The organism is Actinopolymorpha pittospori (assembly GCF_014873875.1).
GTDB lineage: Bacteria > Actinomycetota > Actinomycetes > Propionibacteriales > Actinopolymorphaceae > Actinopolymorpha > Actinopolymorpha pittospori.
The window spans coordinates 6877096-6889410 of sequence record NZ_JADBEM010000001.1; the positions used below are offsets into that span (position 1 = coordinate 6877096).

A 12315-nucleotide genomic window follows, 5' to 3' on the forward strand; every position below is an offset into this window, starting at 1 on the left:
GGGATCGTCGTGGTCACCGTGGCGGTGAGCGCCGCGGCCGCGTCGGTGGTGAACTGCCCGCCGACAGGTTGCGCGTACGACGTACCGAGGGTCAGTCTGACCGGCGTGCAGGTGGGCCAGGCCGTCGTCGCGATCCTGGCCGTGCTCGCGATCAGCGGCGAGTACGCCACCGGCATGATCCGTACGACGCTCACGGCGATGCCCCATCGGGGCACCGTCCTGGCCGTCAAGGCGGCGTTGCTCGTGGGGCTGACCCTGACCGCCGGGACCGTCGCGGTCCTCGCGTCTCTGCTCGCGGGGCGACTCATCCTGCCCGGCAACGGTTTCGCGCCCGCGCCCGGACATGGGCTGTTGTCCCTGGCCGACGGGCCGACGCTTCGCGCGGCCGCCGGATCGGTTCTCTACCTCGCGCTGATCGCGTTGTTCAGCCTCGGCGTGGGTGCCGCCGTCCGGGACTCGGCGGCCGCCATCGGGATCGTGCTCGGTGTGCCGTACCTGTTCTCGATCCTGACGGCTATGACCGAGAACCAGGAACTCGCCCGGTTCCTCTACCAGGTCTCCCCGATGAACGCCGGCCTCACCATCCAGGCCACGGTCGACCTGGCGGCGATACCGCTGGCCCCGTGGGCGGGGCTCGGGGTGCTCGCCGCATGGTCGGCGGCGGCGTTGCTGGCCGGCGGGCTGCTCCTTCGGTTCCGTGACGCCTGACCCTCGAACGCGAAGGCGCCGGGCCTCAACCGGTCGACGCCGGCTCGCTCGGTACTCCGGTTCGCCGGCCCGGGCACCTCGCGGGCGGCCTGTTGGGCGCGCAGGGTCCGGGCGAGTTCGTCCCGGCCCTCGAGCACCAGCCGGCGTAGCCAGCCGGGCGGCTCGGCGTTCGCGAGGTAGTCGTCGGTGCGGGTGAGGGTGTCCGCGGAGGTCACCGTCGCCGGGTACGCCGCGGTGGCGAGTGTCTGGGTGAGCTCGCTCGGCCAGTGCCCGAGCACGGATTCCAGGGCGGTGAAGTACTCCTCGACGTAGGGAGTGAGTAGTTCGGCCTGCTCGGGTTGCCAGAACCCGTCGAGGGTCCCGCGCAGGACGGCGTTGGAGAGTTCTCCCGCCGTGATCTGTCGCCAGGCGCGTTCCTTGCTCCGCGCCGTCCCGACGGCCGCCTGGCATCCCGCCGCGTTGCGTTGCCCGCCGGCGGTCGGGTCCCGGGTCAGCTCCAGCTCGATCTCGGCGTCGCCTGCGGCACCGGTGACGACCAGCCGCAGCAGCAGCGACCAGCGAAGGTCGGTGTCGACCGACAGTCCCGGCAGCTCCTCCGATCCGGCCAGCAGCCGGGCGATGGTCGCGAGATGGTCGGGGCCGGTGGCGACGACGGCCAGGGCCTGGACGTACGCCAGTTGTGCCTCGCCGCCGGGCTCGGCGGTCCTGGCCAGGTCGAGCAGCCGGTCGGTGAGCGCCCGCAGGCCCTGTGGCCGCCACGCGGGGTCGGTGTAGGTCCTGGCCGCCAGACAGGCCTGCCGCAGCAGGGTCCGCACGATCGAGGCGTTGCGCACCGAGTCCACGCCGGACAGCACCAGGGCGACGTAGTCGTGGGCCGGTAGCTGCCCGTCGCGGGTCATGTCCCACGCGATCGTCCAGCACACGGCCTGGGCCAGCGGGTCGGTGATCTCGCCGATCCCGTCCAGCATCGCCGCGACCGAGTCCGGATCGAGCCGGATCTTGGCGTAGGTCAGGTCGTCGTCATTGAGCAGCAGCAGGTCCGGCCGGGCCGCGCCGAGGAGTTCGGCGACCTCGGTGCGCTCTCCGGCGACGTCGACCTCGACCCGGGCCCGGCGTCGCAGGGTTCCGGCGGTCCGGTCGTAGAGCCCGATCGCCAGCCGGTGCGGACGCAGTGTCGGGTGGTCGGCGGGTGCGGTCTGGCGGACGGCGAAGCTGGTGAACCGGCCGTCGGCGTCCACCGCGACCTCCGGCGACAACATGGTGGGTCCGGCGGTCTCCAACCACTGGCGCGACCACTCCACCAGGTTGCGCCCGGTCTCCTCCCCCAGCGCCTCGAGCAGGTCCGCGAGCGTCGTGTTGCCCCAGGCGTGTCGGCGGAAGTAGCGGCGCAGGCCGGCGAGGAAGGCGTCGGCGCCCACGGCCGCGACCAGCTGTCTGAGAACCGACGCGCCCTTGTGGTAGGTGATCGCGTCGAAGTTGACCTCCATCGAGTGGATGTCCTTGATGTCCGCGGCGATCGGGTGCGTCGAGGGCAGCTGGTCCTGCCGGTAGGCGTGCGCCTTGGTGCTGTCGGCGAAGGTCGCCCACGCCCCGGTCCAGCGGGTCGCCTCGACCTGCGCGAGGGTCGCGGCGTACGTCGCGAACGACTCGTTCAGCCACAGGTCGTCCCACCAGCGCATCGTCACGAGGTTGCCGAACCACATGTGCGCCATCTCGTGCAGGATCGTGCCGGCTCTGCGTTCGTAGTCGGCGTCGGTGACCCGGGACCGGAAGACGTACCTCTCCCTGATCGTCACGCAGCCGGGGTTCTCCATCGCGCCGAAGTTCAGCTCGGGCACGAACAGCTGGTCGTACTTGCCGAAGGCGTAGGGAAGGTCGAAGGCCTTCTGGTAGAAGTCGAAACCTCGCCTGGTGACGTCGAAGACCGCCTCGGCGTCCAGGTGCTGGGCCAGCGAGGCGCGGGTGAACAGCCGCAGCGGGATCCGCTGCCCGTCCGGTCCGACGTACTCGTCGGCGACCCCGCGGTAGGCACCCGCGACCACGCCGGCGAGATAGGTCGGGAGCTTCGGTGTCGCCGGGAAATGCCAGCGCCGCACCTCGCCGAGCGCTTCGCAGGCGTCCTCGGCCGTGTTGGACACGACCACCCACCCCGACGGCGCGGTGACGGTGAACTCGAACGTCGCCTTGAGGTCGGGCTGGTCGAAGCAGGCGAAGATCCGCGGCGCGTCCGCGGTGGCGCACTGGCTGTGCAGGTAGACGTCACCGTCGACCGGGTCGGTGAAGCGGTGGAGTCCCTGACCGGAACGGGAGTAGGTGCAGTCGGCGACCACGCGGAGCTCGTTGTCCTCCGCGAGTCCGGACAGCGGGATCCGGCCGAGCGCCCGGTCGTAGCGCGCCGGGTCGAGCGGCGCACCGTTCAGGACCAGCTCGTGTACGTCGGCGTCGGCGAGCTCGCAGAAGACCTCGGCCGTCGGTTCCGAGCAGCGGAACCGGATCACCGTGGTCGAGCCGAAACGCTCCGGACCCGCCGTCAGGTCGAGGTCGACCTCGTAGGAGTCGAGTGTGAGAACACGGGAGCGTTCGAGTGCTTCGTCTCGAGTGAGGTTGCCGGCCATTCCGCAACCCTAGTCTTGCGCCCCGTTCCCGATGATCATGACCGTGATCATGGGATGGGTCGGCGCGTCGACGGCGAGGACGAGGCCGAGCAGGCAGGCGGCGACGGCTTCGTCTCGTGAGCCACAAGGTGCTGCTGCGGCTGCCCGCGGTCGACCGGCCCAAGGCGGACCTGACCGACCCTGTCGAGGCCGGGCAAGGCCTGGACGAGCTGATCAGCGTCTGCGTCGACGAGGTCGCAACCTGGCACGCGCTGACCGCGGTCTGCGACAAGGCCAAGCTGCTGCAGTTGGCCATCGATGAGGCCAGGGCCCGGTGGGAGCTCGTCGAGGACCGCCAGGACGTCGAGGACATCCGCCGGTTCGCCAGGCGGTGGGTACTGGAGACCCAGATCCGCCAGGAAGCGCTGCGGGACCTGACCGACCAGGTGTGGGCGCACGGCATGAGGGTCGGGACCGACTGGGCCGGCGAGGCAATAGAGACGGCCGACCGACTGCTCACCGAGGGCACCGAGCTTGCGCGCCGCTGCCACCTCGACCTCGGCGTGCCCGTGCCGGAGTCACTGCGCGCGGCGCCGACAACCAAGCAGCCCAAGCAGGCAGCGGCGACTGAGGCCTCACCGGGCACGAAGGCACCAGTCACCGCGCCGAAGGCCTCGCCGACCGATGTGGTGACCGCGGACAGCGGTGCCTAGTTGGTGCATCGTGTCCCACAGCTCTGCGTCGGCGCGGGTTGGCTTGCCTTCATCGCGCAGGACGGACGATCGGTGTCGAGCGATCGCCCCGACCAGCACGCCTGGGTCATCGTGGCGATGACGACCGCCGGCGGGGGCCTCGCCGGTGCCTGTCAGGGGTGGCTGGCCATCGCGGCGTGTTTGTACCTGGTCGGTGGGGCAGTCGTGACGTGGGTCGATCTGGACGTTCACCGCGTTCCGGACCGCGTGCTGGCGGCTTGGGTGCCGGTGCTGTTCGGGTCGCTGGTCCTGGCCGCGGTTACGACGGGCGACCGGATGATCCTGGGCGGTGCCGCGATGGGCGCGGTAGCGCTCGGCGGCCTGTTCCTGGTGCTCGCGCTCGTCGGGTCGATGGGTTTGGGGGATGTCACGCTCGCTGCGGTGACTGGCCTGCCGCTTGGTGCGATGGGGAGGAGCTTTCTGACCACCGCGGTGTTTGCCTGTTTCGCCGCAGCCGCCGTGGCCGGTGTGTGGCTGCTCATCCGTGGGATTTCCCGAAGAGCGCACCTTGCGTTCGGGCCGGCGATCGTGGTTGGTGGGGCAGCTGCCGTCATCCGGTTCGGGCTGAGGTAGTGGGCGTGAGGACGCGACTTCTCCTGGCTCTAGTGACGTACGGGAGACGGTGCCTGGCCAACTCGACATCGAGCGGTGACGGCTGCCTCGTCGGACGCTGCCGCGCTACCACGAACGATCTGCTCAGGTGAGTCTGGACTCGCCGAGATCCAGATAGGTCGTGAACGCCTTCTCCGTCCCCCACTGGAGACTTACGTACAGCATGTTGAGGGTCTGGTGCGCCCAGTATCGTTGCAGCGTTGCCGGCTCGAGGCACTCTGCGAGGACCTGCTCCACCCGGCGCACCGCTCCTGGGGTGGGCCGAGCGTCGGCGGGCCGTGTGGCCGCGTCGAAGCTGAGGGTGTGCAGAAGCTTCACGAGTCCGAACCGGCGGTCGCCGCGAGCGACACCGTAGTTCCAGTCGACGACACCCGAGATGTTTCCCTCGGAATCGAACAGCACGTTGGGAACGGTCAGGTCGACATGAACGAGGTCGTCGCCGATCACATCCGTGGCGCGGTCTGCGCCCGCCGTCCTCCGGATGGCATGCAGGAGTCGCCGAGCCCGCGGACTGTACCCTTCGATCAGATCGAACGGGACCGCGTCTCCAGGCCGGCCAAGGCTTAGCCTCGGCTATTCACGTGGGTCGGCGGCACGGGGTCTAAATGCGGCGGAGTGCCTTGCCTGTAAGGAAGAATCGGTGTTTGAGGACAACGATCTTTCTCGTAGAAAGGCACTCCGTAGGTGAAGCGTAGCAAGGGTTCGTCGGGTGGGAAGAGGGCACGGCGAGGCAAGGATGGTTCGGCTGGCGGCAGGGGTGGCGTGGCTGGGCCGCGGTTTCGGGTCAGCTCGGATGGGCACGGGTTGGCCTCGCATGCGGGTGTGTCGATGCTGCGCGAGCTCGCTGAGTTCGTGGGTCTGACCAGGTTCGTCACCCAGGCGTTGGCTGACACGTATCGGGGCCCGTGGCTTCACTCCCCGGGGCAGGTGTTCGCTGATCAGGCGTGTGCGATCGCCGATGGGGCGACGTCGACGTCGGGGATCGCGGTGTTGCGGGACCGCCCGCAACTGCACGGGGCGGTGGCCAGTCAGCCGACCGTGTGGCGGCTGGTCGACAGGATCGATGAACAGCATCTGGGGCTGGTGCGCCAGGCGCGGGCGAAGGCGCGTGAGCGGGCCTGGCAGGCGGGAGCGGCCCCGGACCTGGAGGCCACCGGTGGGTATCTGCACATCGACTTCGATGCCACGATCACCATCGCTCACAGCGAGAAGTCCGGCGCTGCACCGACCTGGAAGAAGAGCTTCGGGTTCCATCCGCTGCACTCCTATCTGGACCGGCCCGAGATCTCCGGCGGGGAGTCGCTGGCTGGGATCCTTCGGCCCGGAAACGCCGGGTCGAACACCATCGCCGACCACAAGACACTGCTGGACCTGACCCTTGAAGCGCTCCCGGAGTCCTACCGGCCTGGCGTCGACGGTGCGCCGGAGATCCTGATCCGGGCCGATGCGGCCGGGGCGACCTACGACTTCGCCGCCTACTGCCGGCAGAAACACTGCGAGTTCAGCTTCTCCACCGAGTCGACCCCCACCTATGTGGGGATCGCCGACGCGGTGGACGAGCAGCTGTGGGCGACCGCGATCGAAGACGACGGGATCCGTGACGGTGCCATGGTGTTCGAAGCCACACACTGTGTGGATCTGTCGAAGTGGCCGCAAGGCACCCGGCTGATCCTACGCAAGGAACGCCCGCATCCGGGCGCCCAACTCCAACTGCACAACACCACCAGTGACGGGATGCGGCTGACCGCGTTCATCACCGACACCCCGGCCCGTGTAGTCCCCCACCAGATCCAGGGACTGGAGCTACGACACCGCCAGCACGCCCACGTCGAAGCACGGATCAAAGACTCCGGCCACCTCGGCCTGGGCAACCTGCCGCTGGACGCGTTCTGCCACAACCAGGCCTGGTTCGAGATAGCGCTCGCCGCCGCGGATCTGATCAGCTGGGCGAAACTGCTCGGCTTCAAAGACCACCCCGGGATCGCCAAAGCCACACCCGAAACCTTCCGCTACAAAGTCCTACACGTCGCCGGAAAAATCGTCTCCACCGCCCGACAGCTGTATCTGAAACTGGACTCTTCCTGGACCCCCAGCCCCGCGATCGAGAAAGGCTGGACGCGCATCCGTACGGCCTTCGGCTAACACCCGCCGTCCCTGACCACCTCGCGAGCCGCAGAAACGGAGACCCGCAAACCCCCACTGAACAACAACAACCGGCGCCCAGCCGCCGGGCGCGCCAGCCTACCCGCAAGCAGCTTTCACAACCACGCAAGCCCAAACAAGAATCCATCACCACTAGATCAATTTCCGTGAATAGTTGAGGTTAGTGGAGGTGCTTCGACATCGGGCCGGTTGGCAAGCAGCCCCGCGAGCCGCTCGTTCATGGCGACGATTGCGTCAACGGTGCTGACGTCGGGTCTCGTTGTGGTTGATCCCGGCAAGCGTTGCTGTACGACCGCGACCGTCCCGTCCCCGAGATCGAAAAGGAAATCATGGGCTGGCACAGGGATTCCCAACGCCCGGACCTCCGCCAACACCTCGGCCGTGTGGCGCTGTGGTCGATGGTCGCGAACGCCGTTGTGACAACGGCCTCTCGGCCGTCCGGCCACCGGACGTATGCGGCACCGGACTGCCCCTGCTCGATCAGGCCCACCAGCTCAAGGCGGCAGCCGGCGCGTTCGTTCAGCGCGAGAACGACCTCAATGCTCATCGCGTAGCAGCATAGGTCGCTAGGCCGTGTCTGCTAGATTCCGCCTGACTCGCGGCGTCCCGGATCGTTCGCTTCACCGGCTCGATTGAGCAGACCTGACCTAGGCGACCAGGCGCGACGCGCGCTTGGAAAAGAGGCCTGCTAGGCCCGCGGAGGTTTCTCGGCCAGGTGGCGGTACCGCTTGTGCACCCCAGCGATGCTGCGCTGCCGGTCGTCGTGCGCGTTCAATGCCGCGGTGATGTGACGCCAGGACAGCCCATCGGCAAGCGCCTTCCCGACGACGGCCTCGACGTCATCACCTCGGGCCAAGGCATCATGGATCTCGCTCATCGCCTGGTTCCAGGCCAGCCGCGGATGGTCCTGTAACCAGGCTTCGACCGCCTCGGCCGAGAAGGCCGCGGGCGCGGTCCTCGACGTCGGCGGCAGCGGAGCCGGCATCCCCACAGTCAGCCGCGGGCGAGACAGAGTCGAGCTGGTCCGCCGCCCCTGAGCTGCCGCTGCACGAAGAGCCGACAGCGATGGGCGCTCGCCGAGGACCTGTTCGATGCGCGCGGCCAGCTCCTTGTAGCTGTAGGTGGCCGGACGGTCGGTGCTCACAGCCGGAGTGTACGGATCGGACACGCCGCAAACCCTCTGGGGTTGACGGGTCACAGCATGCTGCGAGATGGTGTCCTCATCGCCCACACCATGGGTGAGATCGGGCCTGACCAGCCATCCAGAGGACCACCTCGTGACCACGCTCCCCGCCCAGTACCGCCGTACGCCCTACACTGCTGTCACTGCGAGCATGCAGGCTGACCCGGAGGCTCGTCACTGCGGTGGCGCGGCCTCCGAGTCGTTTATCCGGGCATTCCCGATCGAGGCCGCCCGCTGCGCCACGTACCCGACCCGGATGGAGTGGGTTCCCGATCGCGAACGGGGCATCGTCCCGGACCTGTTGACCGCCCTGTGTCGTGGCTGCCCCGGGCGGCAGGCGTGCCTTCTGTAGGCCCTGTCCGGCCAGGAGCAGGGTTATTGGGCCGGGACCACCACCGCCGACCCGGGTCCAGATGCGTCAACTCGGGCAGGACAGCGTCGAAACGGCCGACTGGCTGCAGGAGCTGGCACGCATCGAAGGCGCTCTGCGCCCTGAGGGGGAAGGCTCCTACCGGTGGTATCGCCGGCGCGGGTGCCGATGTGGTGAGTGCAAGGCCACCAACGCCGCCCAGCGGGCGCAGGAGCGGACCAAGGCGAAGTGCCGCACCGCGGCCTAACCAGCCGTTGAGTGGTGAGATTGGCAAGACTTCAGATCTAGCCCGTTACGAGAAGAAGCGAGCCAAACATGACGTTGATCGACCGTCCCTGGACGCGGGTGCGCAAGCCCGTCCCGATCCCGGCGGTCTACACCGTCACCGACCTTCAGCAGATGGCGGATGTCGATTTCGCCGAACTGGTTCGGTCCCACCTGGTGCCCCGCGACCAGTCCCCCGCTGGGCGGGAGGCGTGGGACAGGTTCTGGAAGAGCCTCAGGGAAAATGACCAGCTCGCCAACCGCACCTATGACGTGTTGGACGACTTTCTCGATACGACCGAGGACGCCCTCAGCTCGGGGGATCTCGACGACGCCGGAACTACTCGTGCGACGAAGTTCCGCCAGCAGTGCGAGATGAGCTGGAAGAGGATCGACCGAGACCGCCAAAGGGGCGCCCTCGCATGGGCTGGGAACGCGGCCAAGTTCCCGCCTCACGCGCGGCGGGTCATCGCCACTTTGGTCGGGGCGATCGCTCGGCACCGATCGGCCGTCCTGCGCGATGAAGGCAAGCCAACCCGCACCGACGCAGAGCTGTGGGACACGATGCACCAGCTAGGCCTCGACCCCCGCGACCACCCGCCACTCGACGAAGAGTCCTGACAGTCATGGGGGTTGTTCCGCTAGGCTCGCCGCACATGATTTGACCTGCAGGCACCCCTCGAGGTCCTCCATCTGGCCGTATACCTGCCCGGCCGACCGAGATTGTGGAGGACCTTCATGAGCATGCGTACGCGTATCGACGTGCCTGAACCACTAGCAGCGTCACTGGGGAGTCACTTCGGCGATGCGGGCCGTGCCTGGGTCGCGTCCCTGCCGGATCTGATCAACGACTATCTGGACCGCTGGCGCCTGCGCCCAGACGGGCCACCCGGTCACGGGTCGGTCGGCTTGGTGGTTCCTGTCCTTCGCGCTGACGGCGTTCCAGCTGCCCTCAAGCTGCAGCGTGCCGAGGAGGACTCGATCGGCGCATCGCTTGCTCTTCGAACCTGGGACGGGAACGGTGCTGTGCGCCTGTTGGAAGCCAGCACGGACTCAAGCATCATGCTGCTCGAGCGTCTGGACCCAGACCGCAGTCTTTCAAGCGTTCAGGATGACCTGGCCGCTCTGCAGATACTCGCCGAACTCCTCGCCCGACTCAGCGCAGTACCCGCACCGGACGGCCTACGCCGACTCGCGGACATCGCTGCGGCCATGCTCAACCAGGTTCCTCATGCGCTGACCCAGCTGTTCGATCCAGCTGATCGTCGGCTGATCCAGACCTGCGCCGGCATGGTCGATGAAGTACTCGGTGAAGCCGGTGACCGGCTCCTGCACTGGGACCTGCACTACGACAACGTCCTAGCTGCCCACCACTCCGATCCACGTGAGCCGTGGCTTGCCATCGATCCGTGTCCCCTAGCCGGTGATCCTGGGTTCGAACTACTCCCAGCACTCGGCAACCGCTGGGACGACCTGACCGTAACCGGTGATCTGCACCGCGCTCTCCGGCGCCGATTCGACCTGATGACCGAGGTCCTGGCCATGGAACGACAGCGCGCCAGAGCATGGACCGCAGGGCGGGTCCTGCGAAACGTTCTCTGGGACATCGACTCTGGCCACGCCAGACTGCACCCTCGCTACGCTGACATCGCAGAAGCCGTGCTCACCAGTCGTTGAACGGGACCTCGTAGGTCGGGATTTCGCTGGTGTTCATTTGGGGATCCTCTTACGAGTCACGCCCTAGTAGGACTTTGTCATGTCGATCATGGTGGGGCGAGTGTTTCGATGTGGTCGATGGTGACTTCTTGTCGGCAGGTGGGGCATGCGCCGGCGATGAGGGCGAGCACGATTTGTAGCTCGTGTACGACTGCGTACAAGCTCAGGCCGGCGCATCCTGTTTTGGGTCGAGTCTGACCATGGTGCAGAAAGCTTGGGCGATCGCGACGAGTGTGACGTGGCGGTTCCAGCCGGTCCAGGAGCGTCCTTCGAAGTGGTCGAGTCCGAGCCCGGTTTTCAGTTCGCGGTAGTCATGTTCGATCCGCCACCGGATCTTTGCCAGGTCGACGAGCTGATCGATCGGTGTGTCGGCAGGCAGGTTAGAAAGCCAGTAGTCGGTAGGCTCGTTCGCCTCATCGGGCCATTCGACCAGCAGCAGCTTCGCCGGCAAGGTCCCATCGTCTGCGCGAGGGATGTCGCGGTTGGCCGGACGTACCACGAACACCGCGAACTTCGAGGTCATGGCAGCACTCGGATTACCTTTCGTTTTTCTGGTCCCCTGCCGCCACGCCACCTCCTGGTAGGCATCGCGGCCGGCCGCCATGGCGATCTCGCGCAGACTCGATGCCGGCTTCGGGTAGTGGGGCTTGGGACGTCTGCCACGACCACCGTTACGTGGCGGTCTCACCGGCTCCGCTTCGCCGGGGTGGGCGCTGGTGCCGGCTTTGAGTGCGACCACATAGTCCAGGCCACGTTCTTCCACGCCGAGCCGGAACCTGGTGCAATCCCCATATCCGGCATCGGCAACGACGGGAAGCCTCGGCGACCCCCATTCGGCTTGCTCATCAAGCATGTCCAGCGCGAGCCGCCACTTCTCGATATGCCTCACGTCGTCAGGGACTTTGGATTCGGCTCGCTTCCGGCGGACCTTCTCGGCCTGCTCGGGATCATCACAGGCCTTGTCGTCCCAGCTTTCCGGGCAGAACAACCGCCAGTCGACCGCCGCCGAGCAGGTGTCGTTGACCGCGTGAACACTCACCCCGATCTGGCAGTTGGCGGTCTTGCCCAACGTCCCGGAATACTGCCAGGCCACACACGCCGAGGCAGGTCCGTCCTTGGGGAATCCGGTGTCGTCGATCACGTATGCCCGCGGCCCAATCGCCTGCGCAGCCCACGAGCTCAACCTGCGCCGCACCGCGGTGAAATCCCATGTCGAGGAAGTGACGAACTGCTGCAACCGCTGATGATCCACACCCAGCCGCTCCGCCATCGGCTGCATCGACTTACGCCGACCATCAGTCAACAGGCCACGCAGATACAACTCACCCGTGGCACGCTGATCCGAACGCGCAAGACAACCCAGCATGTCGGCTGCGAACTCGCCGAGCCTCGGCCGCAACTCCGCTATCTGATCAGGAGTCATGCACCGACCATGTCAGAACATCAACCACAGAACACGAAACGACACACCTAACAAAGTACTACTAGGACATCGAGTCCTATCGGCCTGTAGCCACCGCCAGGAGCCACAACGCGGCCAAGTTCCCGCCTCACGCGCGGCGGGACATCGCGACTCTGATCGGGGCGATCGCCAGGCACCGATCCGCCGTCCTGCGCGATGAAGGCAAGCCAACCCGCGCCGACACAGACTTGTGGGACACGATGCACCAGCTAGGCCTCGACCCCCGCGACCACCCGCCACTCGACGAAGAACGCTGACATGGGGCTCGCGCAGCCCAAGAGCAGGTCGCTGACCCGACCCAGGCGCTTGGTGAGGCGGCGCGGTCCTGCATCCGACTTGACGATCACGAGCTGCTCGTCCGCGCTCTTAGAACTTAGCCTGGATCCGTGGACCGGGTGGGTTGGTGATCTTGGTTGTGGGTTTGGTGGTGTGGGCTGCGGCTGGGCAGGTCGGGCTCGCTGGTCTGCCCAGCTTTCCTTTGGTTTCTGGTC

General features: G+C 67.2%; 12 protein-coding genes. 7 read left to right on the plus strand and 5 right to left on the minus strand.

Annotation, left to right across the window (positions count from 1 at the left end; translation table 11 throughout):
- Positions 1–548 precede the first annotated feature (548 nt).
- Positions 549–3323 (minus strand): aminopeptidase N, encoded by a 2775-nt coding sequence (gene pepN, locus HEB94_RS32050; protein ID WP_238361696.1) that lies wholly within the window; start codon positions 3321–3323, stop codon positions 549–551.
- Between the two features lie 116 nt (positions 3324–3439).
- Here pepN and HEB94_RS32055 point away from each other — a divergent pair, with 116 nt between their 5' ends.
- Both HEB94_RS32055 and HEB94_RS32060 read left to right on the plus strand, forming a co-directional pair.
- Positions 3440–4015: a hypothetical protein gene (locus HEB94_RS32055; RefSeq protein WP_192753327.1), complete on the plus strand. Its 576-nt coding sequence runs from the start codon at positions 3440–3442 to the stop codon at positions 4013–4015.
- Between the two features lie 72 nt (positions 4016–4087).
- Positions 4088–4627: a prepilin peptidase gene (locus tag HEB94_RS32060; protein WP_192753328.1), complete on the plus strand. Its 540-nt coding sequence runs from the start codon at positions 4088–4090 to the stop codon at positions 4625–4627.
- 123 nt (positions 4628–4750) lie between these two features.
- On the opposite strand, the gene HEB94_RS32065 is transcribed toward HEB94_RS32060, so the two are convergent.
- Positions 4751–5113 carry a phosphotransferase gene (locus HEB94_RS32065; RefSeq protein ID WP_337918083.1) on the minus strand — a complete coding sequence of 121 codons (363 nt, stop codon included), beginning with the start codon at positions 5111–5113 and terminating at the stop codon, positions 4751–4753.
- A gap of 315 nt (positions 5114–5428) precedes the next feature.
- Between HEB94_RS32065 and HEB94_RS32070 the strand changes: the two genes are divergently transcribed.
- Positions 5429–6808: an IS1380 family transposase gene (locus tag HEB94_RS32070; RefSeq protein WP_192753330.1), complete on the plus strand. Its 1380-nt coding sequence runs from the start codon at positions 5429–5431 to the stop codon at positions 6806–6808.
- A 709-nt stretch (positions 6809–7517) separates the two neighbouring features.
- Here the strand turns inward: HEB94_RS32070 and HEB94_RS49625 are convergent.
- Entirely contained in the window at positions 7518–7973 is a 456-nt protein-coding gene (locus HEB94_RS49625) for a hypothetical protein (RefSeq protein ID WP_202896672.1), read from the minus strand.
- Between the two features lie 133 nt (positions 7974–8106).
- Here HEB94_RS49625 and HEB94_RS32080 point away from each other — a divergent pair, with 133 nt between their 5' ends.
- The 4 genes from HEB94_RS32080 to HEB94_RS32095 all read left to right on the plus strand — a co-directional run bounded on the left by HEB94_RS32080 (position 8107) and on the right by HEB94_RS32095 (position 10323).
- Positions 8107–8364, plus strand: coding sequence for a hypothetical protein (locus tag HEB94_RS32080; RefSeq protein WP_192753331.1), 258 nt, complete (start codon positions 8107–8109; stop codon positions 8362–8364).
- A 61-nt stretch (positions 8365–8425) separates the two neighbouring features.
- Entirely contained in the window at positions 8426–8629 is a 204-nt protein-coding gene (locus tag HEB94_RS32085) for a hypothetical protein (protein ID WP_192753332.1), read from the plus strand.
- A 68-nt stretch (positions 8630–8697) separates the two neighbouring features.
- Positions 8698–9267 (plus strand): hypothetical protein, encoded by a 570-nt coding sequence (locus HEB94_RS32090; RefSeq protein WP_192753333.1) that lies wholly within the window; start codon positions 8698–8700, stop codon positions 9265–9267.
- Positions 9268–9384: 117 nt separating this feature from the next.
- Positions 9385–10323, plus strand: a complete 939-nt coding sequence (locus tag HEB94_RS32095) for an aminoglycoside phosphotransferase family protein (protein WP_192753334.1) — start codon at positions 9385–9387, stop codon at positions 10321–10323.
- 202 nt (positions 10324–10525) lie between these two features.
- On the opposite strand, the gene HEB94_RS32100 is transcribed toward HEB94_RS32095, so the two are convergent.
- Complete coding sequence (locus HEB94_RS32100) at positions 10526–11785, minus strand: IS701 family transposase (protein WP_192753335.1); 1260 nt, start codon at positions 11783–11785, stop codon at positions 10526–10528.
- A gap of 248 nt (positions 11786–12033) precedes the next feature.
- Positions 12034–12171, minus strand: coding sequence for a hypothetical protein (locus tag HEB94_RS32105; RefSeq protein ID WP_192753336.1), 138 nt, complete (start codon positions 12169–12171; stop codon positions 12034–12036).
- Positions 12172–12315 lie beyond the last annotated feature (144 nt).